Origin of the sequence: Brucella daejeonensis, from assembly GCF_014199265.1 — a bacterium.
Taxonomy (GTDB): domain Bacteria; phylum Pseudomonadota; class Alphaproteobacteria; order Rhizobiales; family Rhizobiaceae; genus Brucella; species Brucella daejeonensis.
The window spans coordinates 39,327-57,910 of record NZ_JACIJG010000021.1; the positions used below are offsets into that span (position 1 = coordinate 39,327).

The following is an 18,584-nucleotide window of genomic DNA, read 5'->3' on the forward strand; positions in this document are numbered from 1 at the left end:
GCAGCAGTCTGCCGCTCGAATTTTCAAAGGTGCCCGAATTAAAAGTTTAGGCATGGAATGCGCCTGCGTCAATTGACACATCGGTGATTCCGAAAACCGTTCTTGGCGGTTGACATCCCCCCTATACCAGCTAATTTCCGAAACACGGCAGAAGGAATTTCTGATCGAAGCATTCAGGGCTGTCCACGTCATGGAGGAGCATGATGCCAGCCTTCGTCAAAGGGCACCCTTGGCGAAATGAGGAGAAGCCATGCAGTATCGTGTCCTTTTGATAGGCATGTCGATTGCGATAATATCATCTTTCGGAGTACGCGCAGAAGGCGGCGACGCCGCCGCAGGTGAAAAGGTTTTTGCAAAATGCAAAGTCTGCCATGTGGCCGACTCCGATAAGAACAAAGTCGGTCCATCGCTTTTCAAGCTTATCGGACGCACCGCGGGTACGCATGAGGGATTCAAATATTCAAAGGCCATGGAAGAGGCAGGCAAGGCCGGGCTCGTCTGGGACGAAGCCAGTCTGCGCGATTATCTGCATAACCCGAAAAAGAAGGTAAAAGGCACGAAAATGGCCTTTGCCGGATTGAAGGACGACGGCGATATCGCAAACCTGCTCGCCTATCTGGAACAGTTCAAATAATCCCCCAGGCATCAATAAATGATCGGGGCGGTTCTGGCTTACGCCGGAACCGCCCCGATTTTATGACGCGTATTTCCACGATACGGCCAATCGATCACGCGGCTTTCCGCCCGTCAGCGGCCATACGGATATTGGCAATATTTCGGGCATAGGCTGTCTTGTCGTTGTTCCCGAAAATAGCGGATCCAGCCACCAGCACATCGACGCCAGCGGCTGCGACCAGCGGCGCAGTCTGCGGACTAATACCACCATCCACCTCCAGATGAATGGGACGGTCGCCTATCATGGCGGCGACGCGGCGCGCCTTTTCGACCATGGCCGGAATGAAAGCCTGACCGCCGAAACCCGGATTGACGGTCATGAGCAGGACGAGATCGACCCGGTCAAGCACATATTCGAGCACGCTTTCCGGGGTTGCGGGATTGAGTGACACACCGGCTTTCTTGCCCAGATTGCGGATCGTCTGTAGCGAGCGGTCGAGATGCGGCCCGGCTTCGGCATGCACGGTAATAATGTCGCAACCCGCATCGGCAAAAGCGGCAAGATAAGCGTCGGTTGGCGCGATCATCAGATGGCAGTCAAAAACCGCGGATGTGCGATTGCGGATCGATTTGATCACCTGCGGCCCGAAGGTGATATTGGGCACGAAATGCCCGTCCATCACGTCGAGATGCACCCAGTCGGCACCAGCCGCGATGACATCCTCCACCTCCTCGCCCAGACGGGAAAAATCAGCGGATAGCACCGATGGGGCAATGATGGTCTTTCCTCTCATGTGGCACCTCCATCTGGCGGGACTTTCGTGAAAATACGGCTTGGCCGGATATCCTCGGCGGTGATCGTGGATAGTGCCTCGGCATCGACCACGCCGCCGGATGTTTCAAACAGCCGGTTGGCCTGTCGCAGACGCGCCCGGTCCAGCGCGTTGCGAATCGAGCGCGCATTGGCAAAATGCGGCTGTTGACGCCGCAGGCCGATATATTGCCCCATCAGGGCGCTGCCTTCCGCATCGAAACGATAGTTCTGCTTTTCCAGCATCGTTCCGGCGATTTCGAGCAACTCATCGTCGGAATAATCGGGAAAGTCGATATGATGCGCGATACGGGAGCGAAAACCCGAATTGCTGGCAAAGAACTTCTCCATCTTGTCGGCATAGCCGGCGAGAATAACCACCAGATCGTCGCGCTGGTTTTCCATCACCTGCAACAGGATTTCGATGGCCTCCTGCCCATAATCGCGTTCGTTTTCCTGCCTGTAGAGGTAATAGGCCTCGTCGATGAACAGAACGCCGCCCATGGCCTTCTTGAGGATTTCCTTGGTCTTGGGCGCGGTATGCCCGATATATTGCCCGACGAGATCGTCGCGCGTCACCGAGACGAGATGGCCTTTGCGGATATAGCCCAGCCGGTGCAAAAGGTTGGCCATGCGCAAGGCAACCGTGGTTTTGCCCGTGCCCGGATTGCCGCTGAAACTCATGTGCAGCGTCGGCGTCTCATGGACGAGTCCGAGATTTTTGCGGGCGCGCTCCACAAGGAGAAGGATCGCCATCTCCCGGATTCTCTGCTTGACCGGCCAAAGGCCGGTCAGTTCGCGGTCGAGTTCATCCAGTATTTCCCCGACACCGGACTCGATATAATCCCGTCGCAGGTCGATTGCCGATTGCGGACTGGCAATCTCCTCCGGGCGTTCGGCAAGGGCTGCTTCAGCCATAACGCTGCCCTCCGGGCTTTTGCGTCGCATAGGCATGGGTCGTATAGCGAACCTGCCTGCCTGCCCCTTCCTGGCGCTCGAGATGGAAGCCCGGCTCGTCCTTTGGCCGGTTGACGATGAAGGACAGTTTGACCGACTCCCAGCCATGGCTGCTGTCGAAAGCCACCACGCGGATATAGCGGTCGCCATAGACCTTGCGACATTCGCGAAGCTCCATGAGGAGTGCTGCCGCATCCGGATTGTCGAACATGGGGTGACCCCACATATCCCAATAGACGTTGCGCGGATGCGGATCGTCGGTGAATTCGAGGCTCACGGCCCAGCCATTGTCGATGCAATACTGAACCTGATTGCTAATCTGCTCGTCAGTCAGGGGCGGCAGAAACGAAAAAGCTCCTTGTGTGATATGCATGTCGCGTCTCCTATTCTGCTGCGGTCGCGGTCGGCACGAAATCCGGCGCATCCGTCGAGGTATAGTTGAAAGTCACGTCCTTCCATGTATCCAGCGCCTGTTGCAGCGGCTGGCAATGACGGGCGGCGGCGCGCAGGATATCCGGGCCTTCGTGCAGGATGTCACGCCCTTCGTTGCGGGCCAGCACCATGCATTCCAGCGCCACGCGATTGGCGGTTGCGCCTGCCGCGATACCCATCGGGTGACCGATGGTGCCGCCGCCGAACTGAAGCACGACATCCTCGCCCAGAAGATCGAGCAACTGGTGCATCTGGCCCGCGTGAATGCCGCCGGAAGCCACCGGCATCATCTTGTTGAGCGAAGCCCAGTGCTGATCGAAGAAGATGCCGTTTTCCAGCCGCATCGGATTAAAATCCTCGCGGCAGATATCGTAATAGCCGCGCGTCGTGGCCGGATCGCCTTCGAGCTTGCCGACGACCGTTCCGGCATGGATATGATCCACACCCGCAAGGCGCATCCATTTGGCGATCACGCGGAACGAAACGCCGTGGCTCTTCTGCCGCGTATAGGTCGAGTGACCGGCGCGATGCAGATGCAGGATCATGTCATTGCGCCGCGCCCATTTCGCCATGGACTGGATCGCCGTATAGCCGATGACCAGATCGATCATCACCACGACCGAGCCCAGTTCCTTCGCCAGTTCCGCGCGCTCGTACATATCCTCCATGGTCGCCGCGGTGATGTTGAGATAGGTTCCCTTGACCTCGCCGGATTCAGCCTGCGCCTTGTTCACGGCCTCCATGCAATAGAGGAAACGTTCCCTCCAGTGCATGAAGGGCTGCGAGTTGATGTTTTCGTCGTCCTTGGTGAAATCGAGCCCACCTTTCAGCGCCTCATAGACCACGCGGCCATAATTGCGGCCCGAAAGGCCCAGTTTCGGCTTGATAGTGGCACCGAGCAGCGGCCTGCCGAACTTGTCCAGCCGCTCGCGCTCGACGACGATGCCGGTGGCCGGGCCCTGGAACGTCTTCACATAGGCGACAGGAAAGCGCATGTCTTCCAGACGCAGTGCCTTCAACGGCTTGAAACCGAACACATTGCCGATGATGGACGCGGTGAGATTGGCGATGGAGCCCGGCTCGAACAGGTCCAGGTCATAGGCGATATAGGCGAAATACTGCCCTTCGGCATTGGGAACCGGATCAACGCGATAGGCTTTCGCGCGGTATTTTTCACAGGCCGTGAGCCGGTCCGTCCACACGACAGTCCATGTCGCGGTCGAGGATTCGCCTGCGACCGCCGCAGCCGCCTCGATCGGATCGACGCCATCCTGCGGCGTGATGCGGAAAAGCGCGATGAGGTCTGTTTCCTTCGGCTCGTAATCGGGCTCCCAATAGCCCATTTTCCGATATTCCATGACGCCAGATCTGTAGCGTTCCTTGCCTGTGACAGTTTCTGATGTGTTCGTCATGAGATGTTCCTTTCAGATTTGTGCAGCCGTTCTGAACTTCTGTCAGGCAGCGATTTTCTTACGCATTTCCGAACGCAAAACCGCTGCGCACTTTTGCTGGAAATGCTTTGGCTGCCGTCGTTCGTGGCGCAAGTTGGCCGGAGGCATAGCGCCGGGCCATATCGTCGAGACTGATCGCCCTGATCTTCGATGCCTGCCCCGCCGCCCCGAAACGCTCGAAACGGTCACGGCACAGATCGCGCATGGCATCCATGGCCGGCTTGAGGAATTTGCGCGGATCGAACTCGTCGGGATGCTCCGTTGCGATCCTGCGAAACTGTCCCGTCATCGCCATCCGGCAATCCGTATCGATATTGACCTTGCGCACACCGTGGCGAATGCCGCGTTCGATCTCCTCCACCGGCACGCCATAGGTCTGGGGCATTTCGCCGCCAAACTTGTTGATGACGTCCTGCAAGGCCTGCGGCACCGATGACGAACCATGCATGACGAGATGCGTGTCCGGCAGCTTGCGATGGATTTCCTCGATGACATTCATTGCCAGAATGTCGCCGTCGGGCCGACGCGTGAATTTATAGGCCCCGTGCGACGTGCCGCAGGCGATTGCCAGTGCATCGACACCGGAGCGCGTCACAAAATCGACGGCCTGATCCGGGTCGGTCAGCAACTGGTCGTGGTTCAGGACGCCTTCCGCGCCATGCCCGTCCTCGGCTTCCGCCTCGCCGCTTTCCAGCGAACCGAGCACGCCAAGCTCGCCCTCCACCGAAACGCCGCTCCAATGGGCGATGCGGGTCACGCGCTCGGTGATGGCGACATTGTATTCGTAGGATGCGGGCGTTTTCGCATCGGCCTCCAGCGAACCGTCCATCATCACCGATGTGAACCCGTGGCGGATGGCGGTCATGCAGGTTGCCTCGTCATTGCCGTGGTCCTGATGAACGCAGACTGGAATGCCGGGATTAAGCTCGGCCAGCGCATCGATCATGCGCGTGAGCATGATGTCCTGCGCATAGGAGCGCGCACCACGCGATGCCTGGAGGATGACCGGCGCATCGCAGGCTGCAGCCGCGTCCATGACCGCCAGTCCCTGTTCCATATTGTTGATGTTGAACGCCGGCACGCCATATCCGTATTCGGCGGCATGATCGAGCAATTGACGCAACGTGATACGGGCCATGTCAGACTTCCTCCGTGATTTTCTGTCCTGCAAGCCGAAACGCATTCTCGGCCACGGTTTCCGGCGTGATGCCGAAATAGCTGTAGAGATCGGCGGCTGGCGCGCTGGCGCCGAAACCATGCATGCCGACAAAGGCGCCGTTTTCGCCGATCCAGCGATCCCATCCGAACCGCGCCGCAGCCTCCACCGCCACGCGCGGCGCGCTGCCCAGCACCGATTGCCGGTAAGCGTTGTCCCGCTCCTCGAAAAGCTGCCAGCAGGGCATGGATACGACCGCTGCCTCCAGCTCGTGCTGCTCGCGCAGGAGATCGGCTGCGGCAAGCGCGGTTTCGACCTCCGATCCCGTGGCCAGCAACGTCACGGCGCGTGCGCCTTGCGCTTCGCGCACGACATAGGCACCGCAGCCGGAGCGGTTCTCGTCGCTATAGGACGAACGGGTCACCGGCAGATTCTGGCGTGACAGAACCAGCACCGACGGCCGGTTGCGCCGCAGCGCAAGTTCCCAGCATTCGGCGGTTTCGATGATGTCGCAGGGGCGATACACATCGAGACCGGGGGTTGCCCGCAACATGGCCAGATGTTCGACCGGCTGGTGCGTCGGACCGTCTTCGCCAAGCCCGATCGAATCATGTGTCATCACATAGACCACCTGCTGGCCCATCAGGGCCGAGAGGCGGATTGCGCCGCGCGCATAATCGGCAAAGGCCAGAAACGTACCGCCATAGGGAATGAACCCGCCATGCAGCGCCAGTCCGTTCATGGCCGCAGCCATGGCATGTTCGCGTATGCCGTAGTGAATATAGCGCCCGGAAAATGCGTCGGGAGCGATATCGTCCATGCCCGCCGTCAGCGTCAGATTGGAATGGGTCAGGTCAGCAGATCCGCCAATGGTGAGTCCCGTCGCGTCATTGATGACGCCCAGAACCATTTCCGATGCCTTGCGGGTTGCAACCTTCGTGCCCTGCTGCAAATGATCCTTGCGGAAATTGCGAAGGTTTTCGAACAGGGATTTTGGCAGTTGCTTTTCGAGCATCTGCGTGAACGCTCCGGCCTGCGGCGATGCTTCCAGACGCGCATTCCATCGCTTCCAGTCGCCCGCGCCATTCCCGCCCACCGCACGCCACCGATCCAGAACCGGGGCCGGTATCTCGAATGGCGGATGCGCCCAGTTCAGCGCCTTACGTGCTGCGGCGATTTCCGCATCGCCGAGCGGCGCGCCATGCGTCTTTTCGGAGCCTTGCAGATTGGGCGCGCCCTTGCCGATGATCGTCCGGCAGGAAATGAGCGACGGCCGATCCGACAGCTTCGCCTGCCGAAGCGCACGCTCGATGGCCTCGAAATCATGGCCGTCTATTTCCTGCACGTCAAAACCGGCGGCTCTGAACCGCTTGAGCTGATCCATCGAGGTGGACAGGCTTGTCGGCCCGTCGATGGAAATTCGGTTATTGTCCCACAGGACAATGAGGCGGGAGAGCCGCAGATGGCCGGCCAGATCGATGGCCTCATGGCTGATCCCTTCTTGCAGGCAGCCGTCACCGGCGATCACGTAAGTATAGTGATCGACCAGATCCGAACCGAAGCGCGCATTGGCGAGACGCTCGGCAAGCGCCATGCCCACAGCGGTCGCGATGCCCTGTCCCAGCGGCCCGGTTGTCGTTTCGATGCCCAGCGCATGACCATATTCCGGATGACCCGCCGTGCGCGCGCCAAGCTGGCGAAAGCGCTTCAACTCCTCAATCGGCATGTCCGGGTAGCCGACAAGGAAATGCAGCGCATATTGCAGCATCGAACCGTGACCGGCCGATAGAACGAACCGGTCGCGGTCCGGCCAGTCGGGATGGGTCGGGTCGAATTTGAGAAAGCGGCTGAACAGGACCGTCGCCACATCGGCCATGCCCATGGGCATTCCGGGATGGCCGGAACCGGCCTTCTGGATCGCGTCCATGGCGAGGATGCGGATAGCGTTCGCCATTTCGGTTTCCATCGCGGCCTGTCGGCCTGTTTCCGTATTCTGAACCGGGGCAAGATTGTTCATGATCTTCTCCTCACGAAGCGCGCTTCTGCCGTTCCATCAACTGCATGATGAGCGGCGTCAGAATGAGTTGCATAGCGAGATCGAGCTTGTTGCCGGGAACCACGATGGAATTGGCCCGCGACATGAACGAGTCGTGGATCATCGACAGGAGATAGGCAAAATCGATCCCGCGCGGCTTGGCAAAGCGGATGACCAGCATCGATTCGTCCGGCGTCGGTATCCATCGCGCAATGAACGGATTGGACGTATCGACAATCGGCACGCGCTGGAAATTGATGTCCGTCAACGTGAATTGCGGCGTGATATAGCGGACATAATCCGGCATGCGGCGCAGGATGGTGTCCATCACCGCTTCCGTCGAATAGCCGCGTGTCGAGCGGTCGCGATGGATCTTCTGAATCCATTCCAGATTGATAACCGGAACGACGCCGATCTTCAGATCACCATAGCGCGCCAGATCGACATTATCCGTCACCGCGCAGCCATGCAGGCCTTCATAGAACAGAAGATTGCTCGGCTCGAATTCGCGCCAGTCGGTGAAGGTGCCGGGTGCGCTGTTGAAACGCGCGGCCTCTTCCTCGTCGTGAATATAGGTGCGCGTGCGTCCCGTGCCGCGCCTTCCATATTCCTCGAACACGCTTTCGAGCGTTTCCAGCTCATTCGCGTCGGCGTTGAAATGGGTGAAATTCGGATTACCGTTCTTTTCCTCCTCGGCAATCCTGGCTTTCATGGCCTGCCGGTCATAGCGGTGGAAGGCATCGCCTTCGATGAAGGCGGCTTCAATTTCCTCGCGGCGAAATATCTGCTCGAAGATGCGCTTTACCGATGTGGTGCCCGCTCCCGACGAACCGGTGATCGAAACAATGGGGTGTCTGGCTGACATCGCAATCCTCCCGGTCAGGCCCTGAACAGGCCGCGATTGTTGAAAAGGGGTGCGCGCTCGCCGATATTGCTCGGGCTGGTGTGATAGCGCGCGATACGGTGAACTTCCCTTGCCGCGCCGAATACCAGCGGCACCCGCTGGTGCAGGCCGGTTGGCGTCAGGTCGAGAATGCGGTTGACCGTATCGGTGGCCGCACCGCCCGCCTGTTCGACAAGGAAGGCGACGGGATTTGCCTCATAGACAAGGCGCAGGCGGCCTTCGCCATAGCCCTTCCGCTGGTCGCCCGGATAAAGAAAGACGCCGCCGCGCATGAAGATGCGATAGGCTTCCGCGACCAGCGAGGCGACCCAGCGCATGTTGAATTCCTTCTCGCGCGGACCATCCTCCCCATCCAGACAATCATCGATATAGAGACGCACGGCCTCGTCCCAATGGCGGTAGTTGGAGACATTGATCGCGAATTCCTGGGTGCGCTGATCGATGACGAGGCTTTCATGCGCCTGCACGAACGTGCCGAGGCGCGGCGAAAAGACAAAGGCATGTGTGCCGCTGCCCACGCTCAGCACCAGTGCGAGCTGCGGTCCATAGATAAAAAACCCGGCGGCGAGTTGGGCCGCACCGCGCTGGAGGAACGAAGCGCAGGGTGCATCACCGTCGGGGTCTCCCGCCACGGGGAGCAGGGAGAAAATCGTGCCAATCGAAATATTGGTTTCAATGTTGGAGGATCCGTCCAGCGGATCGATGGCGATGGCGAGAGGCGCCGTGCGGTCAAGAAGCACGGGCTGTTCGCGTTCTTCGGTCCCGTAGAGGCAGACCGGCGCCTGCCGCATGGCATCGAGAAACAGCGCATCGGCGTGGATATCCAGCCCCTTCTGCATGTCGCCGCTGGCATTGGTGTTGCCGCGTCCGCTGGCAGCGCCCTTTCCCTCAACCCCCAGATGGATAGCATTGCGCATGCGGATCGCAGCCAGCGCCAGTTGCCGGATCGTGGCAGCCACCGCCAAACGCTCCGGCGCACCATTATCGCTGTGGGATCTCAAGAATGCATCCAGTGTCGCCGAAGTCATCTGTGTTCCTCCCTGATCCGTCATTTTCGCGACTGACAGGGAGCATCAAACCAGACAGACTATATTTAGTAAAATTTATTATATTTACACTTATACTAAATTTTTTTAAGCTCTCTCCATGAGAAACCTGACCCTCAAACAATTGCGTTCCACACAGGCGATCCTGAAATACGGAACGATTGCCGCAGCCGCGCAAGCCCTGCATCTGACGCCTTCGGCCATCACCATCCAGCTCAAACAGATGGAAGAAGAAGCGGGGCTGCTGCTCTTCGACCGCACCAGCGACGGGCTACGCCCGACGACCGCAGGCCATGCCTTTATCGACGCCGCGCAGATGATTGAGGAGCGTCTGGCCCTGCTGGCCGACGAGATCGACGCGATCAAGGGCCTCAAAATCGGCAGTCTCAAGCTGGGCGTCGTCTCGACGGCCAAATATTTCGCGCCGCGCCTGATGGCGACTTTCCGCAAGAAACATCCCGATATTTCCATCCAGCTCGAAATCGGCAACCGGGCGGAAATCATCACGATGCTGCGCAATCACGAACTCGATATCGTCCTGATGGGCAGGCCGCCAAGGGATCTGCCGCTCTCCGCGACCATATTCGGCGATCATCCCCTGGTCATGATCGCCGCTCCCGACCATCCGCTTGCCCACAAGCGGGACATCACGAAGAAAGAGATCGCCAAAGAGCATTTTCTCATTCGCGAGCCCGGTTCCGGCACGCGTATTTCACTTGAGATATTCCTGAGCGAGATACCCGGCAAACTGGATGATCTCGGCACCGAAATGGCATCGAACGAAACAATCAAGCAGGCCGTCATGGCCGGGCTTGGCATTGCGTTTATTTCCGCCCACACGATTGCCATGGAACTGGAAATCGGCAGGCTGGTCGTGCTCGACGTCAGGGGCATGCCCATCCGCCGGGAATGGTTTTCCGTCATGCGGACGGATAAAAGCGTTTCGCCCGCCATGCAGGCATTTCAGACTTTCCTGCGTACGGATGGCGCCCGCTGCCTGCCATTCTTCGACAGGCTCTACCCGGAATCGTCCATCTAGAGCATCGTACAGCTAATGCTGGGTGGCCACCTTTGGATCGTGGACATGAGCGGCAGCGGCCAGGACCAGCGGATGCAATCCTTCCCCGCCAGCGGCAACGAGATCGAGAAGCTGCCTGCGCATACGCGGCTCCCAGAAGGCGTTTATATGCCCGGATACCCCCGCAACCCGTTTATCTTCCGGCTGCGACGTGAAGAATGTCGCGATCTGGTTGGCCATCTGCGGAATACGACTTTTATACATTCAATCCCTGCCTCTACATACGTGGATGCGGTCATTCCGCCGCATCCAGCCGTCCCGCGATACGCCGGCTCTGGGCCGACTGTTCGCCATATTCAACCTGCCAGTCCGACGGCCCGTTGGACGGCGAAATCTGAACCGCCGTGACCTTGTATTCCGGGCAGTTCGTTGCCCAGTCGGTGAAATCGGTCGTGACCACATTGGCCTGCGTCGCCGGATGATGGAAGGTCGTATAGACGACCCCGACCGCCACCCGGTCGGTGATCAGCGCCCGCAGCGACGTTTCGCCAGAGCGGCTGCGAACGCGAACCCAGTCGCCGTCGCGAATGCCGCGCTGTTCGGCATCATGGGGATGGATTTCCAGCCGGTCCTCCTCATGCCAGGCCACATTGGCGGTGCGGCGCGTCTGCGCCCCGACATTATATTGCGACAGGATGCGCCCGGTCGTGAGCAGCAACGGGAACCGCGGCCCGATTTTCTCGTCCGTGGCAACATATTGCGTGCGGATAAACTTGCCCTTGCCGCGCACGAAGCCATCCACATGCATGATCGGCGTACCGAGCGGCGCCGCCTCGTTGCAGGGCCATTGCACCGAGCCTTCACGCTCCAGAAGTGCATAGGAAACGCCGCCGAAACTGGGCGTCGTCGCGGCAATCTCGTCCATGATTTGCGACGGATGGTCGTAATGCCAATCCATTCCGAGCGCCTTGCCCAGCAGGATCGTCACCTCCCAATCGGCATAGCGGGCTTTCGGAGCCATCACTCGCCGCACGCGATTGATGCGCCGCTCGGCATTGGTGAAGGTGCCGTCTTTTTCAAGGAAGGTAGAACCGGGCAAAAACACATGCGCATAATTGGCGGTTTCGTTCAAAAACAGATCATGCACGACGACGCATTCCATCGCCGCCAGCCCCGCAGCCACATGCTGCGTATCGGGATCGGACTGCAAGATGTCCTCGCCCTGAATATAAATCCCCTTGAAGCTGCCTTCGACAGCGGAATCCAGCATATTGGGGATGCGCAGACCCGGCTCGTTCTGAAGTGTAACGCCCCATAGTTTTTCGAAAATGTCGCGCACGGAATCGTTCGCAATATGCCGATATCCCGGCAATTCATGCGGGAACGATCCCATATCGCAGGATCCCTGCACGTTGTTCTGGCCGCGCAGCGGATTAACCCCGACGCCGGGACGCCCGATATTGCCGGTCGCCATGGCCAGATTGGCAATGGCCATCACCGCCGTGGAACCCTGACTGTGTTCGGTGACGCCGAGCCCGTAATAGATCGCGCCATTGCCGCCTGTCGCATAGAGGCGAGCAGCGCCTCTCACGTCAGCAGCGGAAACGCCGGTGACCGCTTCGACAGCTTCGGGGCTGTTTTCCGGCGCGCTGACGAATTCGGCCCAATCCTGAAACTCATCCCATTCGCAACGCTCGCGGATGAAGGCTTCATCGAGCAGGTTTTCCGTCACGATCACATGGGCCAGCGCCGTCAGCATCGCAACATTGGTGCCGGGTTTCAAAGGCAGATGATAGGCAGCTTCCACATGCGGCGAGCGCACCAGATCGATGCGTCGCGGATCAATGACGATCAGCTTTGCGCCCTGCCGCAGACGCTTCTTCATCCTTGAGCCAAAGACCGGATGTCCATCCGTCGGATTGGCACCGATGACGATCATCACATCGGTTTGCTCGACACTGTCGAAATCCTGCGTACCGGCGGATGTGCCAAAAGTCTGGTTCAACCCATAGCCGGTCGGCGAATGGCAGACGCGGGCGCACGTATCGACATTATTATTGCCGAAGCCCGCGCGCACCAGCTTTTGCACGAGATAGGTTTCCTCATTCGTGCAGCGCGACGAGGTGATGCCGCCAACCGAATCCCGGCCATATTGGCTCTGAAGGCGGCCAAATTCACGCGCCACATGGGCGAAAGCTTCTTCCCATGTCACTTCACGCCATGGGTCGGTGATCTTTTCGCGCACCATCGGGTTGAGGATGCGGTCGCGGTGATTGGCATAGCCATAGGCAAAACGGCCCTTGACGCAGGAGTGCCCCCGATTGGCCTTGCCATCCTTGTAGGGCACCATGCGCACCAGTTCCTGCCCACGCATTTCCGCCTTGAAGGAACAGCCGACACCGCAATAGGCGCATGTCGTGACTTTGGAATGTTCCGGCTGGCCGATCTCGATCACCGTTTTTTCGGTCAGTGTCGCGGTCGGGCAGGCCTGTACGCAGGCGCCGCAGGATACGCATTCCGATCCGAGGAAGCTTTCATGCATGCCCGCCGAAACGCGTGAATCGAAGCCGCGCCCCTCAATGGTCAGCGCAAAGGTGCCCTGCACTTCCTCGCAGGCGCGCACGCAGCGCGAACAAACAATGCATTTGGACGGATCATAGGTGAAATAGGGGTTGGATTCGTCCTTCGGCATATAGAGCGCATTCGGCGCGCCGCCACTTCGGCCCGCCCCTTGGCGCGCCGCCGGAAAGACATGATTATGCCCGTCATAGCCGTAACGCACATCGCGCAATCCGACCGCGCCCGCCATATCCTGCAACTCGCAATCGCCATTGGCCGCGCAGGTCAGGCAGTCGAGCGGATGGTCGGAAATATAAAGCTCCATCACACCACGGCGGATGTCTTTCAGACGCGTGGTCTGGGTATGCACGACAAGCCCGTCCGCCACCGGCGTGGTGCAGGAGGCAGGCGTGCCGTTGCGCCCTTCAATCTCGATGAGGCAAAGGCGGCAGGAACCATAAGCGTCCACCATGTCGGTGGCGCATAATTTGGGAACGGTAATGCCCGCCTCCATGGCGGCGCGCATGATCGAGGTGCCTTCCGGCACCGTCACGCTGTTGCCGTCGATGGTCAGCGTCACCTGTTTTTGTGCGCCGGAAGCGGGCGTACCGTAGTCGATTTCATGAATGAGCGACATGGCAAACACTCCTATTCGGCGGCCTGACGCACTGGCGTCGGCTGGAAATCTTCAGGAAAATGATCGAGCGCGCTCACGACCGGATAGGGCGTGAAACCGCCCAAAGCGCACAACGATCCATATTTCATCGTATTGCACAGGTCGCGCAGCAGCGCCGTCTGCGCCTCAGGCTCGACACCCGCCGCAATCCGGTCAATCACCTCGACGCCACGCGTCGAACCGATGCGGCAGGGCGTGCACTTGCCGCAAGATTCCACCGCGCAGAATTCGAGCGCGAAGCGCGCCTGATGCAGCATGTCCACGCGATCGTCGAACACCACGATGCCCGCATGGCCGATCAGCCCGTCACGGGCCGCAAAGGCTTCGTAGTCGAAGGGCGTATCGAACAGCGCTGGCGGGAAATAAGCGCCAAGCGGGCCACCGACCTGCACTGCCTTGACCGGGCGTCCCGAGGCCGCACCGCCGCCGATTTCTTCCACGATTTCCCCGAGCGTCAGACCGAAAGCCGCTTCGAAAAGCCCGGCATGGCGAACATTACCCGCGATCTGGATCGGGATTGTGCCCCGCGAACGACCCATGCCGAAATCGCGGTAGAACGCAGACCCGCGCGCCAGAATAACTGGCACCGAGGCCAAAGAAATAACGTTATTGATGACGGTCGGTTTGCCGAACAGTCCCTTATGGGCTGGCAGCGGCGGCTTGGCCCGCACCACACCGCGCTTTCCTTCGAGACTTTCGAGCAGCGCCGTTTCCTCGCCGCAGACATAGGCGCCCGCGCCGACGCGCACTTCCATGTCAAAACTATGCTGCGAACCGAGCACATTTTGCCCCAGAAGCCCTGCCTGCCGGGCAGCCGCAATCGCCTTGTTCATCGTTGCGATGGCGTGGGGATATTCCGACCGCGTATAGACATAGCCCTGCGTCGCGCCCGTGGCGATACCCGCAATGATCATGCCTTCAATCAGCACGAAGGGGTCGCCTTCCATGATCATGCGGTCGGCAAAAGTGCCGCTGTCGCCCTCGTCGGCATTGCAGACGATATATTTGCGCGGTCCCTCGGCTTCCAGAACCGTCTTCCACTTGATGCCGGTCGGAAAGCCTGCGCCGCCGCGCCCGCGCAGACCGGAATCGATCACCGTCTGCACAAGGGCATCGGGTTGCATGTCGAGCGCGCGCCGCAGGCCGGCAAGCCCCTCATGCGCCTCGTAATCGTCAAGCGAAAGCGGATCGGTGATGCCGCAACGGGCAAAGGTCAGGCGCGTCTGGCGTTTCAGAAACGCTATTTCTTCCGTCGGCCCCAGACACAGCGAATGCGCCTCGCCCTCATCGAAAATAGACGCGACATCGGCAGCAACCACCGGGCCATAAGCGACGCGTCCCTTGTCGGTGGAAATTTCCACGAGCGGCTCCAGCCAGAATAGGCCACGCGATCCGTTGCGCACAACCCGCGCATCGAGCTTGCGCCGGGTGATTTCCTGCTCGACGGCTGCGGCAACCGCGTTGGCTCCGACGGCCAGCGCTGCCGCATCGCAGGGGACATAGATGATGGTCGTCATGCCCGCGCCTCCGCAACAATCTCCTTCAGCGCGTCCTCGTCGAGACGCGCAAAAGGCTTTTCATCCAGCATAGCAGCCGGTGCGCAGGCGCAAAAGCCCAGACAGTAAACAGGTTCCAGCGTGACAGCACCATCCGCCGTCGTGCCGTGCCATTCCACGCCCAGAGCCTGTCTTGCCTTTTCGGCCAGACCCTCGCCGCCCATCGACTGGCAGGCTTCGGCGCGGCACAATCTCAGCACATGCCGACCTGCCGGTTTTGCGCGAAAATCGGGATAGAATGTCGCAACGCCGTGAACTTCCGCGCGAGAAATATTGAGCCGCGCGGCAATCACCGTCAGGGCTTCTTCAGGCACATAGCCGAAGGCATGCTGCACGGCATGCAGTATCGGCAGGAGCGGTCCCTCGGACTGCCTGAAATGATCGATAATCTCTATCACCTGTTCGGTATTAACGCTAAGCGTCGCTTGTCGCATCGGTGCAACAACCCTCCCACGGGCATCTCGCGGCCAGATGAAACATCCAGTACCACAAATGCAGTTCATACAATTGTCAGAGCGGTTCCCATCCTCTGGAACCACGCCCTGAACTCGCTCCCATTCATTCTCAATAGAAGACCAAATCGCAGACGGAAGTTCAATAGAACCAAATCGTCAGACGATAGAAATCTTCTATCAATCCCGCCCGCTGCTGCGCCTGTTTATGGCAAGGTTACGCGCCTCCTGAAGCAATGCCGAGACGAGCGGCGTATGCGGTTCGCGGCCCGGCGCAATCAACCCGACCGAATGCGACACATCCGGCGCAACAATCGGAATGGCCTTGACCTCGCCGGAATATTCAAAGGTTTCGGCGAGATTGACCGGTATGATACTGGCCCATTTTCCGGTCTTGATATGTGAGAACAGCACGATCATCGAATTGGACTCGAGCGTCGGATGCGCTTCCACGCCTGCATCCTGCAAATGACCATTGATGATGCGGCGATTCTGCATATCGGCGGTCAGCAAGCAGAGGGGCTGGCTGCCAGCCTCCGCCCATGTGACCGTGCTGCGCTCCGCAAAAGGACCGTCGGCTGATGTAATCAGGTGATAGCGCTCGCTATAAAGCGGCACGGAAGTCACCCGCCCCAGCGGTTCATTGTCGAGATAGGTCAGACCGGCATCGATCTCGAAATTTTCAAGCAGGGCCAGCACTTCCACTGACGTACGCGACAGGATGGAAAAGGTCACCTCCGGGTGCTTCATCCGAAAGGGCGTCGTCAGTTCGCAAACCATGGCCAAAGCAGTCGGAATGACCGCGAGGCGGATATGGCCGTTCAGTCCGAAACGGACGGCGCGCATTTCCTCGCGCATGGCGCGCGCGTCGCCGACAATGCGGCGCGCCCATTCCAGAACGCGCAACCCCTCCGGCGTCAGGCCCTGAAACCGGGTGCCGCGCTGCACCAGCATGACGCCGAGAATATCCTCAAGCTGCTTGATCCCGGCCGAAAGCGTGGGCTGAGTAACGCCGCATTCTTCCGCCGCCCGTCCGAAATGCCGCTCCCGGGCCAGAGCCATGAAAAATTCCAGCTTGTCGATCATGCTACACTATACAATGCTTCTATCTGCCCTGCCGGAATAGAATTTCGCCCTTGCCCGACACCCCATTATCGCCACCGAATTTGGCCGGTCTTGCGCCAAGAAGCGGCCCGGCACAGATCCCCTCCCGGATCAGATAACGATCGAACAGGGTCGTAAATGGTGTATCGACTGGACCGCAATCCACAAATGTCGGCGAGAGATGCTCCGGGCGGCGATCAAACAGCAGCGACCCACGCTTCATCAGATGCCCCGGCATCTGGCCAACCGGCCCGGACACCACGATTGTCCCCGCCACCATTTCCAGCCCGGCATAATCGCCGCAGCCGCCCAAGACCGCGATCACGCCGCGCCGCATCCGCTCGCCCGTTTTATGACCCGCTTTCCCGCGAATGATAAGTAATCCGCCGGACATGCCTTGCATTTCGCCCGCCAAGGGGCCGCCCGCGCTGTCTCCGGCGCTACCCTCGATTTCCAGCCGCCCGCCGGACATGCCGGAACCGGCCTCAATGCCCGCCTGCCCGGCAACCACGATATGACCGCCGGACATTTTTCGTCCAACCCTTGCCCCGACATCGCCCTCAATACGAATAGCACCCGTCGACATACCCGCGCCAATGCAATCGAACCGGCTGCTGCCGCCGGAAAAGACGATGTTGGCGCTGTCTTCCCCCGAAATTGCAAATACATCGCCGACCCGTACCGGAACACGGCGGGTTCCAATCTCCAGCCGGGCCATGTCCGTTACCTGCATATCCTTCAAACGATCCGGCGTCAGACAGGACAGGTCCAGCCGCTCCTCCGGGGCCGAGCGCAATGTGAAAACCAGCGGCTTCATGGCAGCAGCTCCTTCAGATGATAATGATACTTGCCGAGCTTGCCGCCATAATTTCCGGCACTGATGCGCTTCGCCCCGTGTTCGGGACCAAGTTCAATGACCGCCTTCAGCCCGGCGCGCATGGCGGCAGTCACCGCTTCATTCGTTTCCCCGTCGATGACGATTTCGAGCACCGCATTGATATCGGGACCAAGTGCGGATTTGACGACACCGCGCAGTGTCGGCGCAAAAGCGTCATTCGTCGAAGCCATCATGCCCTTGTATTTGCCGCCGACTTTCGAGCCGGAGCGAACGATCCCGCCCGGAAAGGGCATGATCGCCCCAGGCACTTCGCCTATGGCCTTTACCGCCCGTTCCGCCGCAGCGAGCGCCTTCGCGTGATCTGCCGCCAGGAGTAGAAAGTTGCCGCCGCCGACCGCCTGCTTGGTCATGCCCGTGGTGGCTTCACAGACAAATTCGCCGTCCATCACCGGAACGCGCCAATAATGCTTGCCGCCGAATTTCTTCGATATCTGCCAGCCATCGCCGAAATAGCGGATCGATGATCCGAGCGGCAGCGAAAACTCGCTTTCCAGCGCCGCATAACAGGCACTACCCGGCGAAGTCAGAATACATTGCCCAAGCCGGTTTTTCAGCTGCTTTTGCAGATCGTCCGTACTCATCGCAAAAATCATGACCCGGCAGCCCGGCCGCCCGTCCGGCGTCTGGTCGGCGGGAATATCCATATCAATTGCCGCCTCGCAACCGCAACCGATCACCGAGGTCGCAAAGCCGGTCATCGTCGTGGCCGCCTGCCGCGCCCAGGCAAGCGTCGGCGCTGTCAGAATGATGGCCGTTGCGCGCATGCCAAAAGCTTCGGCAAATGTGTCATCGACGACGATGTCATTGCAGATCAACTGTTGGCCTGCCCCTATGATGTGGTCCGGTTTCAATCTTAATGCATGATCGGCTTCTGAGCCATCATCTGGGCAGATGATGGCGCTGACCCGCGTGAC

The 18,584-nt window shown here is 59.6% G+C and carries 17 protein-coding genes; 2 read left to right on the top strand and 15 right to left on the bottom strand.

All coding sequences use genetic code 11. The features are described from left to right. Positions 1-250: 250 nt before the first annotated feature. A complete protein-coding gene (locus FHS76_RS19080) occupies positions 251-634 on the top strand; it encodes a c-type cytochrome (protein ID WP_183656682.1) in 384 nt (127 codons plus the stop codon). A gap of 94 nt (positions 635-728) precedes the next feature. On the opposite strand, the gene rpe is transcribed toward FHS76_RS19080, so the two are convergent. Genes rpe through FHS76_RS19120 form a run of 8 tightly spaced genes read right to left on the bottom strand, consistent with a single transcriptional unit; the run spans position 729 to position 9,389 of the window. Next, complete coding sequence (gene rpe / locus FHS76_RS19085) at positions 729-1,409, bottom strand: ribulose-phosphate 3-epimerase (protein WP_183656684.1); 681 nt, start codon at positions 1,407-1,409, stop codon at positions 729-731. Beyond that, entirely contained in the window at positions 1,406-2,344 is a 939-nt protein-coding gene (gene cbbX / locus FHS76_RS19090; RefSeq protein WP_183656687.1) for a CbbX protein, read from the bottom strand. Before cbbX ends, rpe begins: the two co-directional genes overlap by 4 nt. Next, positions 2,337-2,756 (bottom strand): ribulose bisphosphate carboxylase small subunit, encoded by a 420-nt coding sequence (locus FHS76_RS19095; RefSeq protein WP_183656690.1) that lies wholly within the window; start codon positions 2,754-2,756, stop codon positions 2,337-2,339. The genes cbbX and FHS76_RS19095 overlap by 8 nt, the downstream gene beginning before the upstream one ends. A 10-nt stretch (positions 2,757-2,766) precedes the next feature. Further along, positions 2,767-4,227, bottom strand: coding sequence for a form I ribulose bisphosphate carboxylase large subunit (locus FHS76_RS19100; RefSeq protein ID WP_183656693.1), 1,461 nt, complete (start codon positions 4,225-4,227; stop codon positions 2,767-2,769). Between the two features lie 58 nt (positions 4,228-4,285). After that, positions 4,286-5,404: a class II fructose-bisphosphate aldolase gene (fba, locus tag FHS76_RS19105; protein WP_183656696.1), complete on the bottom strand. Its 1,119-nt coding sequence runs from the start codon at positions 5,402-5,404 to the stop codon at positions 4,286-4,288. Between the two features lies 1 nt (position 5,405). Continuing rightward, the gene (tkt, locus tag FHS76_RS19110) at positions 5,406-7,439 is read right to left on the bottom strand and encodes a transketolase (RefSeq protein ID WP_183656699.1); all 2,034 of its coding nucleotides are present in this window, start codon (positions 7,437-7,439) and stop codon (positions 5,406-5,408) included. A gap of 10 nt (positions 7,440-7,449) precedes the next feature. Continuing rightward, complete coding sequence (locus FHS76_RS19115) at positions 7,450-8,322, bottom strand: phosphoribulokinase (protein ID WP_183656702.1); 873 nt, start codon at positions 8,320-8,322, stop codon at positions 7,450-7,452. 14 nt (positions 8,323-8,336) lie between these two features. Next, on the bottom strand, positions 8,337-9,389 hold the full coding sequence (locus FHS76_RS19120) for a class 1 fructose-bisphosphatase (RefSeq protein WP_183656705.1): 1,053 nt from the start codon (positions 9,387-9,389) through the stop codon (positions 8,337-8,339). Positions 9,390-9,507: 118 nt separating this feature from the next. Between FHS76_RS19120 and FHS76_RS19125 the strand changes: the two genes are divergently transcribed. Further along, positions 9,508-10,446 carry a LysR family transcriptional regulator gene (locus FHS76_RS19125; protein WP_183656710.1) on the top strand — a complete coding sequence of 313 codons (939 nt, stop codon included), beginning with the start codon at positions 9,508-9,510 and terminating at the stop codon, positions 10,444-10,446. A 12-nt stretch (positions 10,447-10,458) separates the two neighbouring features. Here the strand turns inward: FHS76_RS19125 and FHS76_RS19130 are convergent, their stop codons facing one another. The 7 genes from FHS76_RS19130 to fhcD all read right to left on the bottom strand — a co-directional run bounded on the left by FHS76_RS19130 (position 10,459) and on the right by fhcD (position 18,485). Continuing rightward, entirely contained in the window at positions 10,459-10,689 is a 231-nt protein-coding gene (locus FHS76_RS19130) for a formate dehydrogenase subunit delta (RefSeq protein WP_183656713.1), read from the bottom strand. 31 nt (positions 10,690-10,720) lie between these two features. Then, entirely contained in the window at positions 10,721-13,621 is a 2,901-nt protein-coding gene (fdhF, locus tag FHS76_RS19135) for a formate dehydrogenase subunit alpha (RefSeq protein ID WP_183656716.1), read from the bottom strand. 11 nt (positions 13,622-13,632) lie between these two features. After that, positions 13,633-15,177 carry a formate dehydrogenase beta subunit gene (locus tag FHS76_RS19140; protein ID WP_183656719.1) on the bottom strand — a complete coding sequence of 515 codons (1,545 nt, stop codon included), beginning with the start codon at positions 15,175-15,177 and terminating at the stop codon, positions 13,633-13,635. Continuing rightward, a complete protein-coding gene (locus tag FHS76_RS19145; RefSeq protein ID WP_183656722.1) occupies positions 15,174-15,650 on the bottom strand; it encodes a formate dehydrogenase subunit gamma in 477 nt (158 codons plus the stop codon). Before FHS76_RS19145 ends, FHS76_RS19140 begins: the two co-directional genes overlap by 4 nt. A 198-nt stretch (positions 15,651-15,848) precedes the next feature. Then, positions 15,849-16,754 carry a LysR family transcriptional regulator gene (locus FHS76_RS19150; protein ID WP_183656725.1) on the bottom strand — a complete coding sequence of 302 codons (906 nt, stop codon included), beginning with the start codon at positions 16,752-16,754 and terminating at the stop codon, positions 15,849-15,851. A gap of 19 nt (positions 16,755-16,773) precedes the next feature. Next, the gene (locus tag FHS76_RS19155) at positions 16,774-17,589 is read right to left on the bottom strand and encodes a formylmethanofuran dehydrogenase subunit C (RefSeq protein ID WP_183656728.1); all 816 of its coding nucleotides are present in this window, start codon (positions 17,587-17,589) and stop codon (positions 16,774-16,776) included. Next, positions 17,586-18,485 carry a formylmethanofuran--tetrahydromethanopterin N-formyltransferase gene (fhcD, locus tag FHS76_RS19160; RefSeq protein ID WP_183656731.1) on the bottom strand — a complete coding sequence of 300 codons (900 nt, stop codon included), beginning with the start codon at positions 18,483-18,485 and terminating at the stop codon, positions 17,586-17,588. Before fhcD ends, FHS76_RS19155 begins: the two co-directional genes overlap by 4 nt. Between the last annotated feature and the right edge of the window lie 99 nt (positions 18,486-18,584).

What these genes read in the sequence shown, in the direction of transcription:
- FHS76_RS19080 (WP_183656682.1), top strand. Translation starts at nt 251, where the DNA reads ATGCAGTATCGTGTCCTTTTGATAGGCATGTCGATTGCGATAATATCA.
- rpe (WP_183656684.1), bottom strand. Translation starts at nt 1,409, where the DNA reads ATGAGAGGAAAGACCATCATTGCCCCATCGGTGCTATCCGCTGATTTT.
- cbbX (WP_183656687.1), bottom strand. Translation starts at nt 2,344, where the DNA reads ATGGCTGAAGCAGCCCTTGCCGAACGCCCGGAGGAGATTGCCAGTCCG.
- FHS76_RS19095 (WP_183656690.1), bottom strand. Translation starts at nt 2,756, where the DNA reads ATGCATATCACACAAGGAGCTTTTTCGTTTCTGCCGCCCCTGACTGAC.
- FHS76_RS19100 (WP_183656693.1), bottom strand. Translation starts at nt 4,227, where the DNA reads ATGACGAACACATCAGAAACTGTCACAGGCAAGGAACGCTACAGATCT.
- fba (WP_183656696.1), bottom strand. Translation starts at nt 5,404, where the DNA reads ATGGCCCGTATCACGTTGCGTCAATTGCTCGATCATGCCGCCGAATAC.
- tkt (WP_183656699.1), bottom strand. Translation starts at nt 7,439, where the DNA reads ATGAACAATCTTGCCCCGGTTCAGAATACGGAAACAGGCCGACAGGCC.
- FHS76_RS19115 (WP_183656702.1), bottom strand. Translation starts at nt 8,322, where the DNA reads ATGTCAGCCAGACACCCCATTGTTTCGATCACCGGTTCGTCGGGAGCG.
- FHS76_RS19120 (WP_183656705.1), bottom strand. Translation starts at nt 9,389, where the DNA reads ATGACTTCGGCGACACTGGATGCATTCTTGAGATCCCACAGCGATAAT.
- FHS76_RS19125 (WP_183656710.1), top strand. Translation starts at nt 9,508, where the DNA reads ATGAGAAACCTGACCCTCAAACAATTGCGTTCCACACAGGCGATCCTG.
- FHS76_RS19130 (WP_183656713.1), bottom strand. Translation starts at nt 10,689, where the DNA reads ATGTATAAAAGTCGTATTCCGCAGATGGCCAACCAGATCGCGACATTC.
- fdhF (WP_183656716.1), bottom strand. Translation starts at nt 13,621, where the DNA reads ATGTCGCTCATTCATGAAATCGACTACGGTACGCCCGCTTCCGGCGCA.
- FHS76_RS19140 (WP_183656719.1), bottom strand. Translation starts at nt 15,177, where the DNA reads ATGACGACCATCATCTATGTCCCCTGCGATGCGGCAGCGCTGGCCGTC.
- FHS76_RS19145 (WP_183656722.1), bottom strand. Translation starts at nt 15,650, where the DNA reads ATGCGACAAGCGACGCTTAGCGTTAATACCGAACAGGTGATAGAGATT.
- FHS76_RS19150 (WP_183656725.1), bottom strand. Translation starts at nt 16,754, where the DNA reads ATGATCGACAAGCTGGAATTTTTCATGGCTCTGGCCCGGGAGCGGCAT.
- FHS76_RS19155 (WP_183656728.1), bottom strand. Translation starts at nt 17,589, where the DNA reads ATGAAGCCGCTGGTTTTCACATTGCGCTCGGCCCCGGAGGAGCGGCTG.